At 67.9% G+C, this 24,104-nt stretch carries 22 protein-coding genes; 21 read left to right on the forward strand and 1 reads right to left on the reverse strand.

All coding sequences use genetic code 11. The features are described 5' to 3' along the window. Window positions 1-50: 50 nt before the first annotated feature. A complete protein-coding gene (gene glgX / locus EVU97_RS01025; RefSeq protein WP_129662774.1) occupies window positions 51-2,177 on the reverse strand; it encodes a glycogen debranching protein GlgX in 2,127 nt (708 codons plus the stop codon). A 33-nt stretch (window positions 2,178-2,210) separates the two neighbouring features. On the opposite strand from glgX, the gene EVU97_RS01030 reads away from it, so the two are divergent. The 21 genes from EVU97_RS01030 to ilvD all read left to right on the forward strand — a co-directional run bounded on the left by EVU97_RS01030 (window position 2,211) and on the right by ilvD (window position 24,042). Beyond that, the gene (locus tag EVU97_RS01030) at window positions 2,211-2,738 is read left to right on the forward strand and encodes a hypothetical protein (protein WP_047311314.1); all 528 of its coding nucleotides are present in this window, start codon (window positions 2,211-2,213) and stop codon (window positions 2,736-2,738) included. A gap of 4 nt (window positions 2,739-2,742) precedes the next feature. Beyond that, on the forward strand, window positions 2,743-3,531 hold the full coding sequence (locus EVU97_RS01035) for an enoyl-CoA hydratase/isomerase family protein (RefSeq protein WP_129662776.1): 789 nt from the start codon (window positions 2,743-2,745) through the stop codon (window positions 3,529-3,531). A 5-nt stretch (window positions 3,532-3,536) separates the two neighbouring features. Next, window positions 3,537-4,064 (forward strand): hypothetical protein, encoded by a 528-nt coding sequence (locus EVU97_RS01040; protein WP_129662778.1) that lies wholly within the window; start codon window positions 3,537-3,539, stop codon window positions 4,062-4,064. 113 nt (window positions 4,065-4,177) lie between these two features. Then, window positions 4,178-4,957, forward strand: a complete 780-nt coding sequence (locus EVU97_RS01045; RefSeq protein ID WP_129662780.1) for an electron transfer flavoprotein subunit beta/FixA family protein — start codon at window positions 4,178-4,180, stop codon at window positions 4,955-4,957. A 33-nt stretch (window positions 4,958-4,990) separates the two neighbouring features. Next, window positions 4,991-5,947 carry an electron transfer flavoprotein subunit alpha/FixB family protein gene (locus EVU97_RS01050; protein WP_129662782.1) on the forward strand — a complete coding sequence of 319 codons (957 nt, stop codon included), beginning with the start codon at window positions 4,991-4,993 and terminating at the stop codon, window positions 5,945-5,947. 167 nt (window positions 5,948-6,114) lie between these two features. Beyond that, complete coding sequence (locus EVU97_RS01055; RefSeq protein ID WP_240730096.1) at window positions 6,115-7,257, forward strand: aminotransferase class V-fold PLP-dependent enzyme; 1,143 nt, start codon at window positions 6,115-6,117, stop codon at window positions 7,255-7,257. Next, window positions 7,257-8,339: a tRNA 2-thiouridine(34) synthase MnmA gene (gene mnmA, locus EVU97_RS01060; protein WP_129662786.1), complete on the forward strand. Its 1,083-nt coding sequence runs from the start codon at window positions 7,257-7,259 to the stop codon at window positions 8,337-8,339. The genes EVU97_RS01055 and mnmA overlap by 1 nt, the downstream gene beginning before the upstream one ends. Further along, complete coding sequence (locus EVU97_RS01065) at window positions 8,336-9,391, forward strand: methionine synthase (RefSeq protein WP_240730084.1); 1,056 nt, start codon at window positions 8,336-8,338, stop codon at window positions 9,389-9,391. The genes mnmA and EVU97_RS01065 overlap by 4 nt, the downstream gene beginning before the upstream one ends. A gap of 54 nt (window positions 9,392-9,445) precedes the next feature. Continuing rightward, window positions 9,446-11,665 (forward strand): NAD-dependent DNA ligase LigA, encoded by a 2,220-nt coding sequence (gene ligA, locus EVU97_RS01070; protein ID WP_129662788.1) that lies wholly within the window; start codon window positions 9,446-9,448, stop codon window positions 11,663-11,665. Next, window positions 11,662-11,898: a glutaredoxin domain-containing protein gene (locus EVU97_RS01075; protein WP_129662790.1), complete on the forward strand. Its 237-nt coding sequence runs from the start codon at window positions 11,662-11,664 to the stop codon at window positions 11,896-11,898. Before ligA ends, EVU97_RS01075 begins: the two co-directional genes overlap by 4 nt. A gap of 102 nt (window positions 11,899-12,000) precedes the next feature. Then, entirely contained in the window at window positions 12,001-12,297 is a 297-nt protein-coding gene (gene gatC, locus EVU97_RS01080; protein ID WP_047311323.1) for an Asp-tRNA(Asn)/Glu-tRNA(Gln) amidotransferase subunit GatC, read from the forward strand. Window positions 12,298-12,319: 22 nt separating this feature from the next. Beyond that, window positions 12,320-13,828, forward strand: coding sequence for an Asp-tRNA(Asn)/Glu-tRNA(Gln) amidotransferase subunit GatA (gene gatA / locus EVU97_RS01085; protein WP_129662793.1), 1,509 nt, complete (start codon window positions 12,320-12,322; stop codon window positions 13,826-13,828). Next, the gene (gatB, locus tag EVU97_RS01090) at window positions 13,828-15,339 is read left to right on the forward strand and encodes an Asp-tRNA(Asn)/Glu-tRNA(Gln) amidotransferase subunit GatB (protein WP_129662795.1); all 1,512 of its coding nucleotides are present in this window, start codon (window positions 13,828-13,830) and stop codon (window positions 15,337-15,339) included. Before gatA ends, gatB begins: the two co-directional genes overlap by 1 nt. Window positions 15,340-15,341: 2 nt before the next feature. After that, window positions 15,342-15,947: a class F sortase gene (locus EVU97_RS01095; protein WP_129662797.1), complete on the forward strand. Its 606-nt coding sequence runs from the start codon at window positions 15,342-15,344 to the stop codon at window positions 15,945-15,947. A gap of 154 nt (window positions 15,948-16,101) precedes the next feature. Next, on the forward strand, window positions 16,102-16,773 hold the full coding sequence (locus EVU97_RS14895) for a hypothetical protein (RefSeq protein WP_165357826.1): 672 nt from the start codon (window positions 16,102-16,104) through the stop codon (window positions 16,771-16,773). Between the two features lie 97 nt (window positions 16,774-16,870). Further along, the gene (locus EVU97_RS01105; RefSeq protein ID WP_129662799.1) at window positions 16,871-17,605 is read left to right on the forward strand and encodes a class F sortase; all 735 of its coding nucleotides are present in this window, start codon (window positions 16,871-16,873) and stop codon (window positions 17,603-17,605) included. Between the two features lie 81 nt (window positions 17,606-17,686). Further along, entirely contained in the window at window positions 17,687-18,214 is a 528-nt protein-coding gene (locus EVU97_RS01110) for a histidine phosphatase family protein (RefSeq protein WP_129662802.1), read from the forward strand. Between the two features lie 239 nt (window positions 18,215-18,453). Next, on the forward strand, window positions 18,454-20,307 hold the full coding sequence (locus EVU97_RS01115) for an acetolactate synthase large subunit (protein WP_047311328.1): 1,854 nt from the start codon (window positions 18,454-18,456) through the stop codon (window positions 20,305-20,307). Further along, entirely contained in the window at window positions 20,304-20,816 is a 513-nt protein-coding gene (gene ilvN / locus EVU97_RS01120; RefSeq protein WP_047311329.1) for an acetolactate synthase small subunit, read from the forward strand. The genes EVU97_RS01115 and ilvN overlap by 4 nt, the downstream gene beginning before the upstream one ends. Window positions 20,817-20,920: 104 nt before the next feature. Further along, entirely contained in the window at window positions 20,921-21,955 is a 1,035-nt protein-coding gene (gene ilvC / locus EVU97_RS01125; protein ID WP_047311330.1) for a ketol-acid reductoisomerase, read from the forward strand. 248 nt (window positions 21,956-22,203) lie between these two features. Continuing rightward, window positions 22,204-24,042 (forward strand): dihydroxy-acid dehydratase, encoded by a 1,839-nt coding sequence (gene ilvD, locus EVU97_RS01130; RefSeq protein ID WP_129662804.1) that lies wholly within the window; start codon window positions 22,204-22,206, stop codon window positions 24,040-24,042. The last annotated feature ends 62 nt before the right edge of the window (window positions 24,043-24,104 follow it).

The following is a 24,104-nucleotide window of genomic DNA, read 5'->3' on the forward strand; positions in this document are numbered from 1 at the left end:
GCGCTCGTCTCAGTCGAGTCGCGAGGGCTCGCCAGTCCGCGGCCGAGCGGTCAGCTCGTCGGAGTGAGGACCAGCATCGTCGGCCCGTTCACCGGCCTGGCAGAACCAGCTGGGATCGTCTCGGGTGCGAGCTGGGCGGGGTCGGGCACACTCGAATCCCACAGCACCTCCCACGCGTTCGCTCCCGCCGATTCGGGCAGGGTGATCTCGTCCCCCGGCCCGTTGTGCAGCACCAGTAGGAGCGACTCCTCGTGCTCGCGTGAGCCGTCGAAGTGGGCCTGCACCGTGTGGACACTCGGGTCGTTCCACTCGTCCGCGGTGAGCGTGCGGCCGTGCGCTCCGAACCACCGCAGGTCCGCCACGTCACTGGCATCGCTCGCGCCGGGGAAGAACGTCGTGTGCCGCAGGACGGAGAAGCGTTCGCGCAGGCTTGTGAGATGACGGGTCGTTGCCACGAGCTGACGCTGGTCGGCGTCGTGATCCCAGGAGAGCCAACTGGTTTCGTTGTCCTGGCAGTACGCGTTGTTGTTACCGCCCTGGGTGCGGGCGAACTCGTCGCCGGCCGTCATCATCGGGACGCCGGCCGACAGCAACAGAGTGCCGAGCAGGTTGCGCACCGTCCGCAGGCGCGCAGCCCGTATCGACGGGTCGTCGCTCGGCCCTTCGACGCCGTGGTTCCACGAACGGTTGTCGCTCGTGCCGTCGTGGTTGTGCTCGCCGTTGGCCTCGTTGTGCTTCGAGTCGTACGCCGTGAGGTCGGCCATCGGGAAGCCGTCGTGTGCCGTGACGTAGTTGATCCCGGCCTGCGGGCGGCGTAGCGGGCCGGCGAACAGGTCGCGTGATCCGGCGAGGCGCGTCGCGAGATCGGCGATGCCGTGGCCGGGTTGCCCGGCGCCGGCGCGCGCCACGTCCCCGAGCCAGAAGTCACGAACAGTGTTGCGGAACCGGTCGTTCCACTCGCCGAAGCCGGACGGGAACTGGCCGGTCCGCCAACCGTTCGGGCCGATGTCCCACGGCTCCGCCACGAGCTTGACCTGCGAAAGGACGGGGTCGGTGCGCATCGCCATGAGCAGCGCAGCGTTGGCATCGAAGTCGTCCCCGGGCGCGCGACCCAGCGTCACGGCGAGGTCGAAGCGGAAGCCGTCGACGTGGTAGGTCGTCACCCAGTGGCGCAGCGAGTCGAGCACAAGCCGCATCGCGGCCGGGTGCCGGACGTCGACGCTGTTGCCACAGCCGGTGACGTCGACGTCACGCCCGTGCTCGTCGAGGCGGTAGTACGCACGGTTGTCGAGGCCGCGCAGCGAGAACGTGGCGCCCTCGTGCCCGCCCTGCTCGGCGGTGTGGTTGTAGACGACGTCGAGGATCACCTCGAGACCCGCGGCGTGCAGGGCCTTGACCATGTCCTTGAACTCACGGTTCACGGCCTGAGGATCCGTGGCTGACGCGTACGCCGCGTGCGGGGCGAGAAAGCCCAGCGTGTTGTAGCCCCAGTAGTTCGTCAGGCCGAGCTTCACGAGGTGCGGTTCGTCCGTGAATGCGTGCACGGGCAGCAGCTCCACCGACGTGACGCCGAGCGAGCGCAGGTGTTCGATCGAGGCGGGGTGAGCCAAACCGGCGTAGGTGCCACGCAGGTGCTCGGGCACCTCGGGGTTGAGGCGCGAGAACCCGGCCACATGGGTTTCGTAGAAGACCGTGTCGGCCATCGGCACACGGGGGCCGGACGCATCGTCACCCCAGTCATAGGTCTCGTCGACGACGACCGAGCGCGGCACGTAGGGCGCCGAATCCCGTTCGTCGCGCACGGCGTCGTCGCCGTGGAACGCCTCGTCGACGACGTGGCCGAAGACCTCGGGGCGCCAGGTGACCTCACCGTCGACCGCCTGCCCATAGGGGTCGAGCAACAGCTTGGCCTCGTTGTGGCGATAGCCCTGATCGGGGGCCCAGCGACCGCGAACGCGGTAGCCGTAGCGGGTGCCCAAGCCCGCGTCGTCGCGGAAGATCGCCCACAGGCCACCGCCGACGTCGCTCATCGCGTGACGCGTCTCGTTCTCGCCGTCGAAGAGACACAGCCAGACACGCTCGGCGTGGCCTGCGTAGACGCAAAATGTGACGCCGCCGCGCTCGAGTGTGACGCCGGGCTTGGGGGGATGAGCGAAGACTCGTGGCGGGGCAGTCATGCGAACAAGGATAAGAGTGGGTAGGTTTGCCGTATGACTGATCCCACAGCGCTTCCGAACTTCGGCCAGCCCACCCCCGCAGCCGGTGGTGACGGCGCGTCCGCATCCCTCACCGACAAGGTCGTCGGTGTGCTGAACGGCTTCGGCTTCAACCCGCAGATCGACTCCGACGGCGACGTCATGTACACGGTCGAGGACCAAAACCTCTTCGTGCGTGTCATGGAGGGCGAGATCGACCTCGTCCGCCTCTTCGGCCAGTGGCAGATCACGGACGACATCACGTCCGACCTCGCCAAGCGCCTCAACGCGGCCAACGACGTCACGCTCAGCCTCAACATCGTCAAGGTCGGCATCGCCCGCGACATGGTTGTCGTCTCCGGTGAGCACCTCGTCACGCCGGACCTCGACCTGCAGATGGTTCTTCCCTCGACGACGCAGATGATCCTGCAGGCCACCCAGCTGTGGCACCAGAGCGTCAACTCCGACGGCCCGCACGCGGCCGAGGGTGGCGTGCCCGCGTTCGCGCAGACGGACGGCGAGCAGCCCACGCCGGAGGCCTGATCGCATGAGCGAGTACGGCCAGTGGATCAAGGTCACGATCGAGGACGGCATCGCCACGATCCGCCTCGACCGACCGAAGATGAACCCGATCGATGCTGACGTCCAGGAGAGCCTGGGGCGTGCCGCGGCCGACATCGCCGCTGATGAGAGCGTGCGCGTCGCCATCATCACCGGCGGTGACAAGGTCTTCGCAGCCGGCGCCGACATCAAGGAGATGACGGCGTTCGACTACGTCGACATGGTCGAGCGCGCGCACCTCATCCAGGACGCCTACCGCGCCCTGGCGGAACTGCCGATCCCGACGATCGCCGCCATCGAGGGGTACGCCCTCGGCGGCGGCTGCGAACTGGCCATGACGTGCGACTTCCGCGTCGCCTCCAAGGAGGCCACGCTCGGCCAGCCCGAGATCCTCCTCGGCCTCATCCCGGGTGCCGGCGGTACGCAGCGCCTCGTCCGGCTCGTCGGGCAGTCCAAGGCGAAGGACCTCGTCTTCAGCGGCCGCTTCGTCGAGGCAGACGAGGCCCTCGAGATCGGCCTCGTGGACGAGCTCGTCGACGCCGGCACGGCGTACGAGGCGGCCCTCGAGCGTGCTCGTACCTACGCGAAGATGCCGCGGATCGCGCTGCGCTTCGCGAAGGAACTGATCAACCGCAGCGCCGACGTCGACCTCGCCACGGGCCTGGCCACGGAGTCGCAGCTCTTCGCCGGTCTCTTCGCCACGAAGGACCGCGAAATCGGTATGGCGTCGTTCGTCGAGCACGGGCCGGGCAAGGCCCGCTTCGAGGGTCGCTGACGGCGATGATCAAGCAATGGAAGGTCGAGCGTGAGTGGCAGGAGCCTTTTCTCGAGGCCCTGCGCGCTCGCGGCGCCTCCCCGCAGGCCTGCGACGCCGCGCTCGGCGAGGTGGACGAGGCCTGCATCCGTGAGAACGCCACGGCGAAGGAGCTCTTCGGAGACCCGGTCGCCTACGGAAAGGAAATCCCTGTGTCCGAGCCCATGACGGCACGCGAGGCGGGCCTTTCCCGCACCCGAGCGCTGCTGCTGGCGATCGCCGGCCTCTTCGGCATGTTCTTCGCCCTGCTCGGCTGGACCGGCATGGTGACCGACGCGACGAAGGTCTGGGGCGCGAACCCCACGATCTGGTTCGTTCTCGGCCTCATCATCGCGGTTGCCGCGGCGGTCGGTGACACCGTTCTCGGGCGTCACGCCGACTTCACGCAGGGCCGGGCCGACGCGGGCTCGACTCTCCTCAACCGGCTCCTGCCGTGGATCATCGTCGCGCTCACCCTCGTCGGCATGCTCGTCGTGAAGCTGACGCACGGCTGAGGCCACAGGTCTCAGTCACCAAAATCACCTCAACCCAGGACTCGACGATCACGTTACTGATGGGTAACGTGTCGCGAGACGGACCAAGCTCCTACGAAAAGGACGGTAGACGCATGAACATCGTCGTCTGTGTCAAGCACGTTCCCGACGCTCAGGGCGAGCGCGGGTTCTCCGATGACAACACCACCGACCGCGAGAACGTCGACGGTCTCCTCTCGGAGCTCGACGAGTACGCGGTCGAAGCTGCGCTGAAGATCACCGAGGCCGAGGGCGGCGAGGTCACCGCGCTCACCGTCGGCCCGGCCGATGCCGTGGACGCCGTGAAGAAGGCTCTGCAGATGGGCGCCGACAAGGCCGTCCACGTCAGCGACGACGCCATCGCCGGCTCCGACGCCCTCGCGACGTCACTCATCCTCGCTGAGGCCATCAAGAAGGTCGGTCAGCCCGACATCGTCCTGTTCGGTCTGGCCTCCACCGACGGTGGCATGAGCGTTGTTCCGGCCATGGTCGCCGAGCGCCTCGGCTTGCCGCAGGTCACGCAGGTCTCCACCCTCGAGGTCGCCGACGGCAACGTCACCGGTCGCCGTGACTCGGACGTCGCCTCCGAGACGCTCGTCGCCTCGCTCCCGGCCATCGTCTCGGTCACCGACCAGATCAACGAGCCGCGCTACCCGTCCTTCAAGGGCATCATGGCCGCGAAGAAGAAGCCGGTCGAGGAGATGAGCCTCGGCGACCTCGGTGTCGACGCCGGCCAGGTCGGTCTCGACAACGCCTCGACGAAGGTGCTCGACACGACCAAGCGCCCGCCGCGTGAGCAGGGCGAGGTCATCACCGATGAGGGCGACGGCGGCAAGAAGCTCGTCGAGTTCCTCGCCGGTCAGAAGCTCATCTGATCATCGACCCCACTGACTTAGGAGAAACACACCATGGCTGAAGTTCTCGTCCTGGTCGACCACGTCGATGGCCAGGTCCGCAAGGTGACCGCCGAACTGCTGACGCTCGCTCGTCGCATCGGCACGCCGTCCGCCGTCTTCGTCGGCTCGAACGTCGACGCCGCTCGTCCGCGTCTGGCCCAGTTCGGCGCCGAGAAGGTCTACGTCGTCGACAACGGTGACCTCGACGGTCACCCGGCTCCGCTCGCCGAGGCGCTCGCCGCCGTCGTCGAGCAGGCCTCGCCGTCCGCGATCCTCCTGCCCTCCTCGGGCACGAACAACGAGGCCGCCGCGCGCCTCGCCGTCAAGACCAACTCCGGTCTGACGACGGATGCCGCGAACGTCGAGGCCGGCGACGGTGACGCCCCGGTCACGACGCAGTCGGTCTTCGCCGGTTCCTGGACCCTGAAGTCGCAGGCCACGACGGGCCTGTCGATCATCACGGTCAAGCCGAACTCGACGCCGCCGCAGGCCTCGCAGGCCCAGGCCGCGCCGCTCACGGTCGACGTCTCGGTCTCCGACGCCGCCAAGGGCGCCAAGATCACCGAGCGCAAGGAGAAGGAGAAGTCGGGTCGCCCCGAGCTCACCGAGGCTCCGATCGTCGTCTCCGGTGGTCGCGGTACGAACGGTGACTTCTCGCCGGTCGAGGCGCTCGCCGACGTTCTCGGTGCTGCCGTCGGTGCCTCCCGCGCCGCCGTCGACGCCGGTTGGTACCCGCACACGAACCAGGTCGGTCAGACCGGTAAGCAGGTCTCGCCGCAGCTGTACGTCGCGGCGGGCATCTCCGGTGCCATCCAGCACCGCGCCGGTATGCAGACGTCGAAGACGATCGTCGCCATCAACAAGGACGAGGAGGCGCCGATCTTCGAGCTCGTCGACTTCGGCGTCGTCGGCGACCTGTTCAACGTGCTCCCGCAGGCCACGGACGCGGTCAAGGAAGCCAAGAACTGATCGTCTGATCGTTCTCACCGAGAGCGCCCGGTTCCCCTCGAAAGGGAGCCGGGCGCTCCCGCGTGATTGGGCCCATTTGCACCGAGGCCTAAACTTGTACGGTGCCGAACCGCGTCTACCTCGACCATGCCGCCACCTCGCCGATCTACGCCGAGGTCATCGAAGCGATGGCGAAGCAGATGGCCGTCGTGGGCAACGCCTCGAGCCTGCACACGAGTGGCCGCAACGCCCGCAGCGTCGTCGAGGAATCGCGGGAGCGCATCGCAGCTGCCCTCGGAGCTCGTCCGTCCGAGGTGATCTTCACCTCCGGTGGCACCGAGGGCGACAATCTCGCGATCAAGGGCACCTACCGCGCCACGCGCCGCATCGACGCCGCCCGTGACCGACTCATTGTGAGCGGCATCGAACACCATGCCGTGCTCGACGCTGTCGAGGCACTCGTCGCGACCGAGGACGCCCGCGTCACGTGGGTGGAGCCGGACGCTGACGGGGTCGTCACAGCGCATGCCGTCCGCACGGCGCTCGAAACCGACGGGGGAGCGGGCACGGTCGCCCTCGTCAGCGTCATGTGGGCGAACAACGAGGTCGGCACGGTGCAGCCCATCGCCGAGATCGGCGCCGTCTGTGCGAAGTTCGGCATCCCGTTCCACACCGACGCGGTGCAGGCCGTAGGTCACCTCGGCGTCGACTTCGGCGCCTCCGGTGCCACGATGCTCGCCCTGAGCGGTCACAAGGTCGGCGGTCCCCAGGGCGTCGGCGCGCTACTCCTGGCGCGCGACGCCCGGCTCGATCCGTTGACGCACGGCGGCGGGCAGGAGCGTCAGGTGCGCAGCGGCACCCTGGACGTCGCAGGCATCCTCGGCCTCGCCGAGGCCGTCGAGAAGTCCTGCGCCACGCGTGAGGGTGAGGCCGCGCGCCTCGCGAAGCTGCGTGATCGACTCGTCGAGGGTGCGCTCGCACTCGACCTCGGCGTCTCGGTGAGCGGCTTCTACGAGGCGGGCGACGTGGAGCGTCGCCTGCCGGGCAACGCCCACTTGCGCGTGCCCGGCTGCGACGGCGACTCGATGCTCTACCTCCTCGACGCGGCGGGCGTCGAGTGCTCCACCGGTTCGGCCTGCCAGGCCGGCGTGCCGCGCCCGAGCCACGTCCTGCTGGCCATGGGTATCCCCGAGGAGCAGGCTCGCGGGGCGCTGCGACTCACGCTCGGGCATACATCGACCGATGACGACGTTGACGCCTTCCTGCGGGAGCTGCCGGCGGTCGCCGAGCGCGCCCGCCGTGCCCAGGAAGCAACCCGGAAGGTGTCGTGATGCGCGTCGTCGCTGCAATGAGCGGGGGAGTCGACTCGGCCGTCGCCGCCTCGCGCATGCTCGAGGCCGGACACGAGGTCGTCGGGGTACACCTCGCTCTCTCCCAGTCCGCCGCGACGCTCCGTGAGAGTGCGCGCGGCTGCTGCACGATCGAGGATGCCGGTGACGCGCGCCGCGTCGCCGACAAGCTCGGCATCCCGTTCTACGTGTGGGACATGGCCGAGCGGTTCAAGGCCGATGTCGTCGAGGACTTCGTCGCCGAGTACGAGGCGGGCCGCACCCCCAACCCGTGCCTGCGCTGCAACGAGAAGATCAAGTTCGCCGCCCTGCTCGACAAGGCTTTGGCTCTTGGCTTCGACGCCGTCGCGACGGGCCACTACGCCCAGATCGTCGAGGGTCCGAACGGTCGCGAACTGCACCGCGCCGTCGACATGGCGAAGGACCAGTCGTACGTGCTGGGTGTGCTCGATGCCGATCAACTCGCGCACTCGTTCTTCCCGCTCGGTGACACGACGAAGCCGCAGATCCGCGAGGAGGCCGCCTCCAAGGGCTTCTACGTTGCCAACAAGCCGGACAGCCACGACATCTGCTTCATCGCCGACGGCGACACGCAGGGTTACCTCGCGAAGCGTCTCGGCAAGCAGCCCGGCGACATCGTCGACAGCGACGGCGAGGTGGTCGGCCGGCACGAGGGCGCCTACGGCTTCACCGTCGGTCAGCGGCGAGGTCTCGGACTCAAGGTGCCGCGCGAGGACCATGCCAAGCGGTACGTCGTCGACGTCCAGCCGAAGACGAACACGGTCGTGGTCGGCACGGCCGACCTGCTCGGCGTCGACCTCATCGAGGCCGAGCACGCGCGCTGGCCGGGCCCGCCGCCCAGCGGTGAGGTGCGCCTCGGAGCGCAGCTGCGCGCCCACGGCGAGGAGTTTCCCGCGTGGGTCAGCGCTGACGGGGAGCGCGTCACCGTCCGTCTCGACGAGCGCACCCGTGGTGTGGCTCCAGGACAGTCGGTCGTGCTCTACGAGGGCACGCGCGTCGTCGGGTCGGCCACGATCACGGCGACCTCCCGGGCACCTCGATGACGATGAGGGCGACGCAGGGCAGCGCGCGCGAGACGGTGGGGCATCGCGCGAGCGGTGTCGGTTCGTTGCCCGAGATGGGTGCACGCGACGCGGTACGCGCAGTGCGTGATCTTCTCGTCGGCGACGTTCCCGACGGCACCGGCATCCCGTACGTGCCCGAGCAGCCCACCCGTGGGCCCGGCGCGGACATGGTCGGGCGCGGCGCCGATCTGCTCGTCGAGATGTCCGCCGACCTCCAGCCGAGCGGGTGGCGACTGACGCCTCCCGGCTCGTCGCGCAGCCGTGACCTCCGCCGCGCCGGGGGATACCTGGGCGAAGACCTCGACGAGGTGGCCGAGGCCTACGACGGATACACCGGACCGCTCAAGACTCAGGTGGTCGGGCCGTGGACGCTCGCCGCTTCGCTGTGGCTGCCGCGCGGCGACCGCGTTCTCAGCGACCACGGGGCGACCCGCGATCTCGGGCAGTCGCTCGCGGCGGGACTCGTTGCTCACCTCGAGCACGTTCGAACACTCGTGCCCGGTGCATCGCCGATCGTCCAGCTCGACGAACCGTCCCTTCCTGCCGTGTTGTCCGGCGGACTCAAGACCCTTTCGGGCGTGGGGCGCTTGCGGCGCATCGACGACGGTGAAGCGCGTAATGTTCTCGGCCACGTCGTTGACACGGTGAAAGCAGCGGGTGCTCAGGTGGTCGTGCACTCGTGCGCGCCGGACGTACCGGTGTCGCTGCTGCACCGCCTCGGTGTCGACGGAGTGTCCCTCGACACGTCGTTGCTCACGGAGGCGGCCTTCGAGCCGCTGGGCGAGGCGATCGACTCCAGTCTGACGCTCTGGGCCGGGCTCGTTCCGACGTCGGCGGCCGAGCGCCACCCGCGCGCCCATGTCGAGGCCTTCGAGCGGATGTGGCGCCGCATTGGCTTCGGCGCGGGCGAGTACGACCGTATCGTCGTCACCCCTGCGTGCGGCCTCGCCGGCTTGGCGCCGAAGCAGGCCGTCACGGTGCAGCGCCTGGCCGTCGAGGCGGTCCAGATGCTCGCCGACACGTCCGACTGAGCATCACGCCCCGCCTTTCCGGCCCCTGTCGGTGACATGAGGCAGGATTGACCCGTGAGCGAGAAGACGACGAAACAGGCTCCCGACGCCCTGCGCAGTGAGGTGCCCGACGAGGTGCGTCGGCGCGCAGCCGAGCTGACCGAGCAGATCGACGCCCACCAGTTCGCGTACTACGTCAAAGACGCTCCGACCGTCAGCGACGGCGCCTACGACGCGCTCCTTCGTGAGCTGCAGCAGATCGAGGACGAACACCCCGAACTGCGTTCACCGCAGAGCCCGACCCAGCGTGTCGGGGGCACCTACTCCACGGAGTTCACCCCCGTCGACCACGTCGAACGGATGCTCTCGCTCGACAACGCGTTCAGCCCCGAGGAACTGGCCGAGTGGGGTGAGCGCGTCGCCCGAGAGGCGAACACCACCTACCACTACCTGTGTGAACTCAAGATCGACGGCCTCGCCATCAACCTGCTCTACGAGAACGGCAAACTCGTGCGCGGCGTGACCCGCGGTGACGGACGCACCGGTGAGGACGTCACGCTCAACGTCCGTACGATCGACGGCATCCCGCACGAACTCAAGGGTGAGGACGTGCCGGCGCTCGTCGAGATCCGCGGTGAGGTGTTCTTCCCCGTCGCGGCATTCGAAAAGCTCAACGAGGGCCTCGTCGAGGAGGGGAAGTCGCCGTTCGCGAACCCGCGAAACGCGGCTGCCGGATCCCTGCGGCAGAAGGATCCGGCGAAGACGGCACGACGGCCGCTGCGGATGCTCGTGCACGGCATCGGCGCGCGCACCGGTTTCGACATCACACGTCAGAGCGAAGCCTACGAACAGCTCGCCGCATGGGGTCTGCCGACGTCGCCCTACGCCAAGGTGCTCGACACGATGGAGCAGGTGCAGGAGTTCGTCGCGGCTTACGGTGGCGAGCAGCGTCACTCCGTCGAGCACGAGATCGACGGAGTCGTCGTCAAGGTCGACGAGGTCGCCGTGCAGCGTCAGCTGGGCAACACCTCGCGTGCGCCGCGCTGGGCCATCGCGTACAAGTACCCGCCCGAGGAGGTCAACACGAAACTCCTCGACATCGCCGTCAACGTCGGGCGCACCGGTCGCGTCACGCCGTTCGGCGTCATGGAGCCGGTCACCGTGGCGGGCTCGACCGTCGAGATGGCCACCCTCCACAACGCGTTCGAGGTGAAGCGCAAGGGCGTTCTCATCGGCGACACGGTCGTCCTGCGCAAGGCAGGGGACGTCATCCCCGAAATCGTCGGGCCGGTCGTCGAAGCGCGCACCGGTGACGAGCGTGAGTTCGTCATGCCCACGCACTGCCCCTCGTGCGGCACGGAGCTCGCCTACGAGCGTGAGGGCAACAAGGACATCCGCTGTCCGAACGCGCGCACCTGCCCGTCGCAGTTGCGCGAGCGGCTCTTCTCCCTCGCCGGTCGCGGTGCGTTCGACATCGAGGCGCTCGGGTGGGAGGGCTCCATCGCGCTGCTCGAGTCGGGCGTGCTCACCGACGAGTCCACCCTCTTCGACCTCACCTACGACGACATTGCGCGGGTAGGCATCTACACGCGGGCCGCGAAGAAGAACGACCCCGAGGAGAAGGTGCGCGACGGGCGCGTCGTTTCCGCCACGGGGCTCAAGCTCCTCGACAACCTCGAGAAGGCGAAGGGCCAGCCGCTCTGGCGGGTCATCGTCGCCCTGTCGATCCGGCACGTCGGCCCGACGGCCGCCCGCGCACTGGCTACGCAGTTCGGCTCGATCGACGCCATCCGTGGGGCCGACGAGGAGGCGCTCGCAGCTACCGACGGCGTGGGCTCCGTCATCGCCCGCTCCGTGAAGGAATGGTTCGGCGTCGACTGGCACGAGAACATCGTCGCGTCGTGGGCGACGAGCGGCGTGCGCATGGAGGACGAGACCGACGCGTCGATCACGAAGACGCTCGACGGTCTCACCATCGTCGCCACCGGTTCCCTCGACGACTTCACGCGTGACGGCGTCAAGGAGGCCATCATCGCGCGCGGCGGCAAGGCCTCCGGAAGCGTGAGCAAGAAGACCGACTACGTCGTTCTCGGAGCCAACGCCGGCTCCAAGGCGACGAAGGCGGAGGAGCTGGGCCTGCGCATCCTCGACGAGGAGCAGTTCAAGATTCTGCTCGAGGGCGGTCCCGCAGCTCTGGGTGCTGGCGACGACGACACCGATGACGATGCGGACGCCGCCACCGCGCAGCCCATCGCCGACAACGACAACACGACCGAAGAGAAGGACGACGCATGAGTGACGTGACGATCTACTGGCGACCCGGCTGCGTGTTCTGCATGCGCCTGGAGAACGCCCTCGGCGCGAGCCGGAACAAGGCCACCTGGCGCAACATCTGGGAGGACGACGAGGCCCGCGAGTTCGTCGCCATGGTCAACGACGGCAACGAGATCGTGCCCACCGTCGTCATCGACGGCCGCCCCCACACCAACCCCGACCCCGCGCTCGTGGCGCGTGCTCTCAAGGGCTGACGACCGCCCGGCTCGGCCAGCCTTCGGCGCCTGGCTTCACGAGACGAGCGCCCGGCGGCACCGGGCCGGTTCCACGCACGACAACCACCTAGAATGAGGCCCATGTCTTCTCTCTCCCGTGACGAGGTCGCGCACGTCGCAGGCCTGGCGCGCATCCATCTGTCGGACGAGGAACTCGACACCTTCGCCGGGCAGCTCGACTCCATCGTCGGCTTCGTGGCCAGTGTCAACGAGGCCGCGGCCGACGACATCCCGCCCATGTCGCACCCGCTGCCCCTGACGAACGTGACGCGACCGGACGAGGTGCGCCCGTCGCTCACCGCGGACGAGGCGCTGTCGGGCGCCCCCGCGAGCGAGCAGCAGCGCTTCTTGGTGCCGCGCATCCTCAGCGAAGACTGACACGACGAGCAAAGGTTCGATTTTGAGCGACATCATCCGCCTCAGCGCCGCCGACATGGCGGCCCGGCTCGCCGACGGTTCCGTCAGCGCCGTGGAGCTGACGCAGGCCCACCTCGACCGCATCGCTGCCGTCGACGGTGACGTGCACGCCTTCCTCCACGTCAACACCTCCGGGGCGCTCGCCGCGGCGAAGCAGGTCGACGAAGACCGCAACGCGGGCAAGCCGGTGCACGCACTTGCCGGCGTGCCGGTGGCCGTCAAGGACGTCGTCACGACGAAGGGCCAGCCCACGACGGCCGGTTCGAAGATCCTCGAGGGCTGGGTGCCCCCGTACGACGCCACCCTCGTCACGCGCCTTCGTGCAGCGGGTATGCCGCTGCTCGGAAAGACGAACATGGACGAGTTCGCGATGGGCAGTTCCACCGAGCACAGCGCCTACGGCCCCACGCACAACCCGTGGGATCTCGAGCGCATCCCGGGTGGTTCCGGCGGTGGCTCCGCCGCGGCTGTCGCCGCCTTCGAGGCGCCGCTGGCCGTCGGTACCGACACCGGTGGTTCGATCCGTCAGCCCGCTTCGGTGACGGGCACCGTCGGCTCGAAGCCGACGTACGGCGGCATCAGCCGCTACGGCCTCATCGCGATGGCGAGCTCGCTCGACCAGGCGGGCCCGTGCACGCGCTCCGTCCTCGACGCAGCGCTCTTCCACGAGGTCATGGCCGGTCACGACCCCATGGACTCCACCTCGATCGATGCTCCGGTGCCGCCGGTCGTCGACGCGGCCCGTCGCGGTGACGTCAAGGGCATGAAGATCGGAATCATCTCCCAGCTCGACGGCGAGGGGTACCAGCCTGGCGTCAAGGCCCGCTTCGACGAGGCCGTCGCCGCGCTCACCGACGCCGGCGCCGAGGTCGTCACCGTCTCCTGCCCGAGCTTCGAGCAGGCGCTCGCTGCCTACTACCTCGTCATGCCGTCGGAAGTCAGTTCGAACCTGGCCAAGTTCGACGCCATGCGCTACGGCCTGCGCGTCGCGCCTGAGGGGGTCGACGCGCCGTCGGCCGAGCAGGTCATGGCCGCTTCGCGTGAGGCGGGCTTCGGCAACGAGGTCAAGCGCCGCATCATCCTGGGCACCTACGCCCTCTCGAGCGGCTACTACGACGCGTACTACGGGCAGGCGCAGAAGGTGCGCACGCTCATCGCGCGCGACTTCGCCCGTGCCTTCGAGTCGGCCGACGTGCTCGTCAGCCCGACGAGCCCCACCACCGCGTTCAAGCTGGGCGAGAAGCTCGAGGACCCGATGGCGATGTACCTCAACGACGTCGCCACCATCCCGGCCAACCTCGCCGGTCTGCCCGGTATGTCGCTGCCTGCGGGCCTCTCGGACGACGGCCTTCCGGTCGGCTTCCAGATTCTCGCCCCGGCAACGAAGGACGAGCGCATGTACGGCGTCGGTGCCGCGCTCGAGCGCGCACTCGAAGAGAAGTGGGGCGGACCGCTCCTCGCGCAGGCACCGGCACTGAAGGAGAACAACTGATGGATGCCGTTGTCGACTACGACGAGGCGATTGCCACGTACGACCCCGTCATGGGTCTCGAGGTGCACGTCGAGCTGAACACCGAGACGAAGATGTTCTGCGGCTGTGCCACCGAGTTCGGCGCCGAGCCGAACACTCAGACCTGCCCGGTCTGCCTGGGCCTGCCCGGCGCGCTGCCGGTGGTCAACGCGAAGGGCGTGGAGTCCGCCATCCGCATCGGCCTCGCGCTCAACTGCGAGATCGCCGAGTGGTGCCGCTTCGCCCGGAAGAACTACTTCTACCCGGACATGCCCAAGAACTTCCAGACCTCGCAGTACGACGAGCCCATCGCCTTCGAGGGTTACCTCGACGTCGAACTCGAGGACGGTACGCCGTGGCGTGTCGAGATCGAGCGTGCGCACATGGAGGAGGACACGGGTAAGTCGCTGCACGTCGGCGGTGCCACGGGTCGCATCCACGGCGCCGATCACTCGCTGCTCGACTACAACCGTGCCGGCATCCCGCTCATCGAGATCGTCACCAAGCCGCTCTTGGGTGCGGGGGAGCGCGCGCCCGAGATCGCGAAGGCCTACGTCGGTGCGCTGCGCGAACTGATGCGTGCGCTCGACGTGTCCGACGCCCGCATGGAGCAGGGCTCGATGCGTTGCGACGCGAACGTCTCGCTCATGCCGAAGGGCGCCGAGAAGTTCGGTACCCGCACGGAGACCAAGAACGTCAACTCGCTGCGCTCGGTCGAGCGAGCGGTGCGCTACGAGATCACGCGCCACGCGGCCGTCCTCAACGAGGGCGGATCGATTCTGCAGGAGACGCGCCACTGGCACGAGGACACCGGCGTCACGACCTCCGGTCGCCCGAAGTCGGACGCCGACGACTACCGCTACTTCCCGGAGCCCGATCTCGTGCCGGTCGCTCCGAGCCGTGAGCTCGTCGAGCAGCTGCGCGCCACACTGCCCGAGCCGCCCGCCGAGCGCCGCAAGCGTCTACAGGGCGAGTGGGGCTTCTCCGACCTCGAGATGCGCGACGTCTACAACGCGGGCGCGGTCGAGACGATCGAGGAGACCATCGCGGCGGGTGCGAGTGCCGCGGGCGCGCGCAAGTGGTGGACGGGCGAGATCGCCCGCCTGGCCAACAAGGCCGGTGAACCCTTTGTCGAGTTCGCTGCCCAGCGTCACGTCACGCCGAAGACGATCGCTGAGCTCGACGGGCTCGTGAAGTCCGGTCGTCTCAACGACTCGATGGCGCGTCAGACGCTCGAGGGCGTCCTCGCCGGCGAAGGTACTCCGACCGAGGTTGCGGACGCCCGCGGTCTCGAACTCGTGCAGGACGACGGTGCGCTGGAGGCCGCAGTGACGAAGGTCATCGAGGCCAACCCGGACGTCGCACAGAAGGTCCGCGACGGCAAGGTTCAGGCCGCTGGTGCGCTCATCGGTCAGGTGATGAAGGAGATGAAGGGCCAGGCCGACGCGGCCAAGGCGCGTTCCATCATCCTCGAACAGCTGGGCCAGGCCTGACGATGAACGAGGTGGGCCGCCGCAGCGCGCTGACGTTGGCCGGGGTCGGTCTGCTCGGCGTGGCCGGTTGTTCACGCAAACGTGACTTCGACGACGAAGCGAGCGACGTCGAAACGGCACAGGCGCCGACAACGACACCTGCTCCGACGGCGACTGCACCCAAGGGGGGCGGCAGCGTGCCCGTGTCGCTCGCGATCCCGTCCATCGGCTTCGACCGCAAGGTCACGGGTATGGGCCTGACCAAGAGCGGCGAGATCTCGCCGCCCCCGGGTGTGACGCAGTGGTACAACGCCACGGTCAGCCCAGGGCAGGTCGGCATCTCGGTCATCGCGGGGCACGTGACGTTCAACGGCCCCGACGTCTTCGCCAAACTGCCCGAGGTCAAAGTGGGGCAACGCCTCACCGTCCGCTTTGCCGACACGTCGTCGCAGAAGTTCCAGGTCACCCGAGTCAAGTCGGTCGACAAGGAGGAACTGCGCCACGACCAGAGTGTGTGGGGCTCCTCGAAGACGCCGGTGCTCGCCCTCATCACCTGCGATTCGGCCTCCGAACTCGTCGGAGTGCACCACGTCAACAACTTCGTCGTGTGGACGAAACCTGTTAACTGACCGTTCCTTAAAATTACCCCCGGGTATTGCTGTGTGATCCCTGAATGTGCTCTAGCCTCGATGTGAGGCGGGGAGGGAGTCTCGGTCGTGTGGGTGTGAAGCCCCGACCAGGGCTTTCCGCCGATCGGGAAAATCACACGAGAGGGACGACACGATGAAGAAGTTCGCAGGCCTTGCTCTGGTCGGAGTCGGCGCCATGGTCGCCACGACCGCAGCCCCGTCGCAGGCGGCGTTCCGGACGAGCATCAGCGGCAACTTCCAGTACACGAACATGCAGTACTGGTGCGACAACGGCACCCCCAACTTCTCGTTCAGCTACCGCACGCTGAACAAGACCGAGGCCAAGGTCACGTTCACCGCGTCGGGCTACCGCCCGCTCGAGCGCACGAACGTCAGCCCCTACACCTCGGGTGGCTCGATCAAGTCGCTGACGCGCGTTCCGGGTCGCTCGATCACGGTCCACGCCGCCGGCTCGACCACGGGCTCGTCGTTCAACGTCTCGGGCAAGGTCCCCACGTCCTGCGCCGGTCTGCCGACGACGCAGCCCGTCATGAACTGGGCTTCGGCCGGTACGCCGACGGCTGAGCCCGTTCCGACGTCGACGTCGCCGTCCCCGACGAGCACGACGACGACCCCGGCTCCGACCTCGACGACCACGTCGCCGATGCCGACCTCGTCGGCCCCGACCTCGACGGCCGGCCCGAAGGTCGAGACCGACCGCGTCGCACCGCAGTCGGACAACACGGCCGCTCTGGCCGCGGGTCTCGGTGCGTTCGCGATCGTCGCCGCCGGCGGCACGATCGCCGTTCGCCGCGGCCGTAAGTGACCCGCTGACACCGTCCCGAACCGGACGCTCGTGATGCCCCACCGGAGTTCGCTCCGGTGGGGCATCACGCGTCCCGCTCACCCGTAGGATGATCGCCATGAAGAACTCTCGGGGGAAGTTCCTCGCCTCGCTCGCCCTTGTCTGCGCTGTCGGCCTTTCCGGCTGTGGCGGCAGTAACGACTCGTCGTCCGAGCCCGTGGCGGCGTCCACCTCGTCCAATGCGTCCAGTTCGTCGACGAGGAGCGGGCCGTCTGCGAAAACGTCATCGTCATCGTCGTCCGGATCGCGCTCCGCCTCGAGTCCCGCATCGAAGAAGGCTGCTTCCACCTCGGCCACTGCGCCGAAGGCCTCCGGCACTCAGACGCCGAACGGAAAGTCTGTCGGTGTGCCGCGAGCCGCGGCCGTTCGCATCTCCATTCCGAGCATCGGCCTCAACAACGCGATCACACCCGGAGGCCTCAACAACGGTGTGCTCAATCCGCCCGGGGGCGTCATCCAACAGTTCACGGGATACGGGCGCGTCAAGCCGGGCATGCCGGGCATCGCCGTGCTCGCCGGGCACGTGACGCTCAACGGTCCGGACATCTTCTACTCCCTGCACCGCACCCCCGTGGGCGGCAAGGTGACGATCAGCTACGCCGACGGCACCCACAAGGATTTCGTCGTCACGAACAAGGCGAGCGTCGGCAAGACGGCTCTGCAGAACGACATGCGCGTGTGGGGTGGGAGCTCGATTCCCGTGGTGGCCCTCGTGACCTGCGACGCCGACAGCCAGTGGGTCAACGCGCAACACCGGTCGAACAACTACGTCGTATGGGCGAAGCCCGTCTGATCGACGCGTCGGCCGACATCGGCGGTGTCGCGTTAGGGTTCCGGTTTCCACTCGGGCAGTAGAAGGGGCGATGATGGGCGCATGTCCGAGAATGTGCGCCGACTCGTCCTCCTGCGTCACGCCACCGCCGAACCCGACGGCCGGGAAGGCGACGAATCCCGAGAGCTCACGGCCCACGGCCTCGACGAGGCTGCCCGAGCAGGGGAGTGGCTACGCGAGAACGACCTGCTCGGCGAAGCCGTTCTCTGTTCGCCGGCCGCGCGAACCCGTCAGACTTGGGCCGCCATCCAGGAAGCCACCGGACATGGCGTCCTCATCACCATGGAGCCGGCGATCTACGAGGCGGATGTCGATTCGCTTCTGAGCGTCGTGCGCGACCTCGACGCGACGGCCCCCGAGGCGCAGACTGCGGTCATCGTCGGCCATGCACCCGGGATCCCCGCGCTGGCGTACGAGCTGGTGGCCGGTGCTGGTGACGCCGGTGATCTCGAAACGTTGACGCGTGGGTTCGTCCCGGCGTCGGCTGCCGTTGTCGCGTTCGAGGGCGGCTGGGGGGACGTCGCGCGGGGCGCAGGCGATCTCCTCGATGTGCGAGCCGGTGGCCTGTGACCAGATGTGAGACACCGATCTCACTCAGTGAGATCGGTGTCTCACATCTTTGACTCGCTCTGCTCACCTCGACAAAATGTTCCGCATGGCACAGATTCTCGTACTCACGCAGCGTGCGTCCTGAGCAGTCGAACACGACTCACGACGCACGCTGATCCCTCATCGCTCCCACAGAGCTGAGGGATTTTTTGATGTTCGAGACCGGTGCAGCTACCAACAGCCGAAAGTGGTGACAACAGATGAGCGACGCGGCAACGACCGATCGCACGCCTTCGCCGGGTGATCTGGCGCGGCGAGAGCCCCAGAAGCCCAGCGTGACCGGTGCTCAGTCACTCGTCCTCGCGCTCGAGGCGCAGGGTGTCGAGACGGTCTTCGGCTTGCCGGGCGGGGCCATCCTTCCCGCGTACGACCCGCTGCTCGACTCCGTCAAGGTTCGTCACGTCCTCGTTCGCCACGAGCAGGGCGCCGGCCACGCCGCCCAGGGGTACGCCGCGGCCACCGGCAAGGTGGGCGTGTGCATGGCGACCTCTGGGCCGGGCGCCACGAACCTGGTCACTCCGCTGGCCGATGCCTACATGGACTCGGTGCCGATCGTCGCCATCACGGGACAGGTCAACTCCAAGACCATCGGTACGGACGCCTTCCAGGAAGCGGACATCCGCGGCATCACGATGCCGATCACGAAGCACAACTACCTCGTCACCTGCGCCGATGACATCCCGCGCGCCATCGCCGAGGCGTTCCACATCGCCTCCACCGGCCGACCGGGCCCCGTGCTCGTCGACATCACGAAGGACGCACTGACGGCGAAGACGACGTTCTCCTGGCCTCCGGCGATCGATCTGCCGGGCTACCGCCCGGTGACGAAGCCGCACGCGAAGCAGATCAAGGCTGCGGCCGAGCTCATCCGCGAAGCCGAGCGTCCCGTGTTCTACATCGGCGGCGGTGTCATCCGTGCCGGTGCCCACGAGGAACTGCGCGCCCTCGTCGAGCAGACGCAGATCCCCGTCGTGACGACGCTCATGGCGCGCGGCGCCTTCCCGGACAGCCATGAGCTGCACCTCGGTATGCCTGGAATGCACGGCAGCGTGCCGGCCGTGACGGCGCTGCAGCGCGCGGACCTGCTCATCACGATCGGTGCCCGCTTCGACGACCGCGTCACCGGCGCACTCGACAGCTTCGCCCCGTTCGCCAAGGTCATCCACGCGGATGTCGACCCTGCGGAGATCGGCAAGAACCGTGTCGCCGACGTGCCGATCGTGGGGGACGCCAAGGAGGTCGTCGTCGACCTGGCGAAGGCGCTCGAGAACGTCGAGCTGGGCAGCTACGACGCCTGGCACGCGACGACGGCGGAGTGGAAGGACAAGTTCCCCCTCGGTTACACGCCGCCGGAGGACGAGTCGCTCCTCGCGCCCCAGTACGTCATCGAACGCCTGTCGGCCCTGACCGGTCCCGAGGGTGTTTACGTGGCCGGCGTCGGTCAGCACCAGATGTGGGCCGCGCAGTTCGTGCAGTACGAGCGTCCCAACAGCTGGCTCAACTCCGGTGGCCTCGGCACGATGGGTTACTCGGTGCCGGCGGCCATGGGCGCCAAGGCCGCCGAGCCGGAGCGCACCGTGTGGGCCATCGACGGTGACGGCTGCTTCCAGATGACGAACCAGGAGCTCGCCACCTGCGTCATCAACAACATCCCGATCAAGGTCGCGATCATCAACAACTCGAGCCTCGGCATGGTGCGTCAGTGGCAGACGCTCTTCTACAACGAGCGCTACTCGAACACCGACCTACACACGAGTCACGGCGGCAGCCGGGTGCCCGACTTCGTCAAGCTCGCCGACGCCTACGGCTGCGTGGGGCTGCGCTGCGAGCACCCGGACGATGTCGACGACACGATCAAGAAGGCGCTCGAGATCAACGACCGCCCCGTCGTCATCGACTTCGTCGTCGAGCGTGACGCCATGGTGTGGCCGATGGTGCCCGCCGGCGTGAGCAACGACCTCATCACCATGGCGCGGGACATCACGCCGGTGTGGGACCGCGACGACGACGACGCCGACGACGAGCAGATTCCCAACGAGGAGGAGCAGGCATGAGCCGCCACACACTGTCCGTGCTCGTGGAGAACCGGCCCGGTGTGCTCGCCCGCATCTCCGGCCTCATCTCCCGACGCGGCTTCAACATCTACTCGCTCGCCGTCGGTGAGACGGAGTCCGAGGAGATCTCGCGCATGACGGTCGTCGTCGACGTCGACGACGAGGTGCTCGAGCAGGTGACCAAGCAGCTCAACAAGCTCGTCGAGGTGCTCAAGGTCGTCGAACTCGACCGCAGCTCTGCGGTGGAACGTCAGCTCGTGCTGTTCAAGGTGCGCGCCGATGCGGCCACCCGTTCGCAGATCATCGACCTCGTGACGATGTTCCGCGCGAACATCATCGACGTGACGAACGAATCGGTCGTCATCGAAGCCACCGGCACGCTCGAGAAGCTCGAGGCATTGCTCGCGACGCTGGAGCCGTTCGGCATTCGTGAACTCGTGCAGTCGGGTGTCGTCGCCCTGGGCCGTGGGCCCAAGGCGATCGCCGCCCGTGACAAGAAGAAGGCCTGAGCCTTCCCTCAACCCACTGCCCGGGCCGAAGGCGCGTGCGGGCAGAATCGAACCAACAGACGTCACCCCGCGAGGTGACGACCACGATGAATAGGAGCGATCCCGTGGCTGAAATGTTCTACGACGACAACGCCGACCTTTCGGTGATCCAGGGCAAGAAGGTGGCCGTCATCGGCTACGGCTCGCAGGGTCACGCCCACGCGCTCAACCTGCGCGACTCCGGTGTCGACGTGCGCGTCGGCCTCGCCGAGGGCAGCAAGTCCAAGGAGAAGGCGGAGAACGAGGGCCTCAAGGTTCTCTCGGTCGCCGAGGCCGTCGCCGAGGCCGACGTCGTCGTCATCCTCACGCCGGACCAGGTGCAGCGCACCGTCTACTCCAACGACATCAAGCCGAACCTCAAGCCGGGCACGACCCTGCTGTTCGGTCACGGCTTCAACATCCGCTTCGGCTACATCACGCCCGAGTCGGACGCGGACGTCGTCATGGTCGCCCCGAAGGGCCCGGGTCACCTCGTGCGTCGCGAGTACGTCGACGGCCGTGGAGTGCCGGTCATCGTCGCCGTCGAGCAGGACGCCTCGGGCAACGCCTGGGACCTTGCAGCCTCCTACGCCAAGGCCATCGGTGGTCTGCGCGCGGGCGGCATCAAGACGACGTTCACCGAGGAGACCGAGACCGACCTGTTCGGTGAGCAGGCCGTCCTCTGCGGTGGCGCGTCGCAGCTCGTCATGTACGGCTTCGAGACGCTGACCGAGGCCGGCTACCAGCCGGAGGTCGCCTACTTCGAGTGCCTCCACGAGCTCAAGCTCATCGTCGACCTCATGGTCGAGGGCGGTATCGCCAAGCAGCGCTGGTCGGTCTCCGACACGGCCGAGTTCGGTGACTACGTCTCGGGCCCGCGCGTCATCGACGAGCGTGTCAAGGAGAACATGAAGGGCGTTCTCGCCGACATCCAGAGCGGTGCGTTCGCCAAGCGTTTCATCGAGGATCAGGACGCCGGTGCGCCGGAGTTCAAGCGTCTGCGCGAGAAGGGTGCCTCGCACCCGATCGAGAAGACGGGCAAGGAACTGCGCGGCCTCATGAGCTGGCTCAAGGATGCGGACACGGACAGTGACTACGTCGAGGGCTCTGCCGGCCGCTGAGGATCAAGCGCACGCAGGTAGGGCCGCAACGTAGTGAGGATCCTGCCGAAGTAAGCGTTGACGAAGCGGCCGAGACAACAGTGCCGCTGAGGATCCACCCGATGTTGGTGTAGGAGCGTGATTCTGGGGTCACGCTGGTACACAGACTTCACGTTCGATGCCCGGCTCTCCATGGGGGAGCCGGGCACGTCGCTTTCATCTGACGAACGCCGCTTCGGCGACACGACGAAGACTGGGAGAATAGGGACATGCCCGAACTTCGCTCACGCACAACAACCCACGGACGCAACATGGCCGGCGCTCGCGCGCTCTGGCGCGCCACCGGAATGGGGGAGGGCGACTTCGGCAAGCCGATCGTCGCCATCGCGAACAGCTTCACCCAGTTCGTGCCCGGCCACGTCCACCTCAAGGACATGGGTCAGCTCGTCGCCGGCGCGATCGCCGAGGCTGGCGGTGTCGGCCGCGAGTTCAACACGATTGCGGTTGACGACGGCATCGCCATGGGTCACCACGGCATGCTCTACTCGCTGCCGAGCCGCGAGATCATCGCCGACTCGGTCGAGTACATGGTCAACGCCCATCAGGCCGACGCCCTCGTGTGCATCAGCAACTGCGACAAGATCACGCCCGGCATGCTGCTGGCCGCGTTGCGCCTCAACATCCCGACGGTGTTCGTCTCCGGTGGGCCGATGGAGGCCGGCAAGGCCGTCATCAAGGACGGCGAGGCCGAGTCACGCCTCGACCTCATCGACGCCATGATCAAGTCGGTCGACGACAACGTCTCCGACGAGGAGATCACCAAGATCGAGCAGAGCGCGTGCCCCACGTGTGGTTCGTGCTCGGGCATGTTCACGGCCAACTCGATGAACTGCCTCACGGAGGCGCTCGGCCTTTCGCTGCCCGGCAACGGTTCGACGCTCGCGACGGCGTCGGCTCGCCGCGACCTGTTCCTCAACGCGGGCAAGCTCGTCGTCGAGCTGTGCAAGACGTACTACGAGGGCGACGACGACTCGGTGTTGCCGCGCGCCATCGCCGGCAAGCCGGCCTTCGAGAACGCCATGCGCCTCGACATCGCGATGGGTGGCTCGACGAACACGATCCTGCACTTGCTCGCCGCGGCCCACGAGGCCGGTGTCGACTTCGATCAGCACGACATCGACGCCCTGTCGCGTGAGACGCCGTGCCTCGTCAAGGTGGCGCCGAACAGCGCGCAGTTCTACATGGAGGACGTGCACCGGGCCGGCGGTATCGCCGCCATCCTCGGTGAGCTCGACCGCGGCGGCATGCTCAACCGTGACGTGCGCGCGGTGCACAGCCCGTCGCTCGAGCAGTGGCTCGCCGACTGGGACATCCGCGGTGGCAAGGCCACCGAGGTGGCACGTGAGCTCTTCCTCGCGGCGCCCGGTGGCGTGCGCACCACGGAGGCGTTCAGCTCGACGAACCGGTGGAAGTCGCTCGACGAGGACAGCGAGAACGGCTGCATCCACTCCGTCGAGCACGCGTACACGAGCGAGGGCGGCCTCGCGGTGCTCACCGGCAACCTCGCGCCCGACGGTTGCATCGTCAAGACCGCGGGCGTGCCCGAGCACCAGTGGAACTTCTCCGGCCCGGCCAAGGTGGCCGAGAGTCAGGAGGAGGCCGTCGAGATGATCCTCAAGGGCGAGATCGACGCCGGTGACGTCGTCGTCGTCCGCTACGAGGGCCCCAAGGGCGGCCCGGGCATGCAGGAAATGCTGTACCCGACGAGCTACCTCAAGGGCGTCGGCCTCGGCCCGAAGTGTGCGCTCATCACCGACGGTCGCTTCTCCGGCGGTTCGTCGGGCCTTTCCGTGGGCCACGTGTCGCCCGAGGCGGCCGCGGGCGGCGCGATCGGTCTCGTGCGTACGGGTGACGTCATCGAGTTCGACATCCCGAACCGCCGCGTCAACCTGCTCGTCGACGACGAGGAACTCGTGCGCCGTCGGGCAGAGCAGGACGAAAAGGGCTGGGAGCCGGTGAGCCGTCACCGCCCCGTCTCGGCTGCGCTCAAGATCTTCGCGCGCTTCGCGCAGAGCGCTGACAAGGGCGCCGCACGAGTCGTCGACTGACACCCCGGAGCGCCCTCCGTAAGCTGCTGCCCGCCTCAACCTTTGATCGGTCGGGGCGGGCA

It is taken from the genome of Dermacoccus sp. 147Ba (assembly GCF_004151355.1).
Classification (GTDB): Bacteria; Actinomycetota; Actinomycetes; order Actinomycetales; family Dermatophilaceae; genus Dermacoccus; species Dermacoccus abyssi.

Coding starts and splice junctions, on each gene's coding strand:
- EVU97_RS01065 (WP_240730084.1), top strand. CDS start 8,336: ATGACGATGAGGGCGACGCAGGGCAGCGCGCGCGAGACGGTGGGGCAT.
- glgX (WP_129662774.1), bottom strand. CDS start 2,177: ATGACTGCCCCGCCACGAGTCTTCGCTCATCCCCCCAAGCCCGGCGTC.
- EVU97_RS01050 (WP_129662782.1), top strand. CDS start 4,991: ATGGCTGAAGTTCTCGTCCTGGTCGACCACGTCGATGGCCAGGTCCGC.
- EVU97_RS01045 (WP_129662780.1), top strand. CDS start 4,178: ATGAACATCGTCGTCTGTGTCAAGCACGTTCCCGACGCTCAGGGCGAG.
- mnmA (WP_129662786.1), top strand. CDS start 7,257: ATGCGCGTCGTCGCTGCAATGAGCGGGGGAGTCGACTCGGCCGTCGCC.
- EVU97_RS01040 (WP_129662778.1), top strand. CDS start 3,537: ATGATCAAGCAATGGAAGGTCGAGCGTGAGTGGCAGGAGCCTTTTCTC.
- EVU97_RS01035 (WP_129662776.1), top strand. CDS start 2,743: ATGAGCGAGTACGGCCAGTGGATCAAGGTCACGATCGAGGACGGCATC.
- EVU97_RS01075 (WP_129662790.1), top strand. CDS start 11,662: ATGAGTGACGTGACGATCTACTGGCGACCCGGCTGCGTGTTCTGCATG.
- EVU97_RS01030 (WP_047311314.1), top strand. CDS start 2,211: ATGACTGATCCCACAGCGCTTCCGAACTTCGGCCAGCCCACCCCCGCA.
- EVU97_RS01055 (WP_240730096.1), top strand. CDS start 6,115: ATGGCGAAGCAGATGGCCGTCGTGGGCAACGCCTCGAGCCTGCACACG.
- EVU97_RS01115 (WP_047311328.1), top strand. CDS start 18,454: ATGAGCGACGCGGCAACGACCGATCGCACGCCTTCGCCGGGTGATCTG.
- ilvD (WP_129662804.1), top strand. CDS start 22,204: ATGCCCGAACTTCGCTCACGCACAACAACCCACGGACGCAACATGGCC.
- gatB (WP_129662795.1), top strand. CDS start 13,828: ATGGATGCCGTTGTCGACTACGACGAGGCGATTGCCACGTACGACCCC.
- EVU97_RS01095 (WP_129662797.1), top strand. CDS start 15,342: ATGAACGAGGTGGGCCGCCGCAGCGCGCTGACGTTGGCCGGGGTCGGT.
- EVU97_RS14895 (WP_165357826.1), top strand. CDS start 16,102: ATGAAGAAGTTCGCAGGCCTTGCTCTGGTCGGAGTCGGCGCCATGGTC.
- EVU97_RS01110 (WP_129662802.1), top strand. CDS start 17,687: ATGTCCGAGAATGTGCGCCGACTCGTCCTCCTGCGTCACGCCACCGCC.
- gatC (WP_047311323.1), top strand. CDS start 12,001: ATGTCTTCTCTCTCCCGTGACGAGGTCGCGCACGTCGCAGGCCTGGCG.
- ilvN (WP_047311329.1), top strand. CDS start 20,304: ATGAGCCGCCACACACTGTCCGTGCTCGTGGAGAACCGGCCCGGTGTG.
- EVU97_RS01105 (WP_129662799.1), top strand. CDS start 16,871: ATGAAGAACTCTCGGGGGAAGTTCCTCGCCTCGCTCGCCCTTGTCTGC.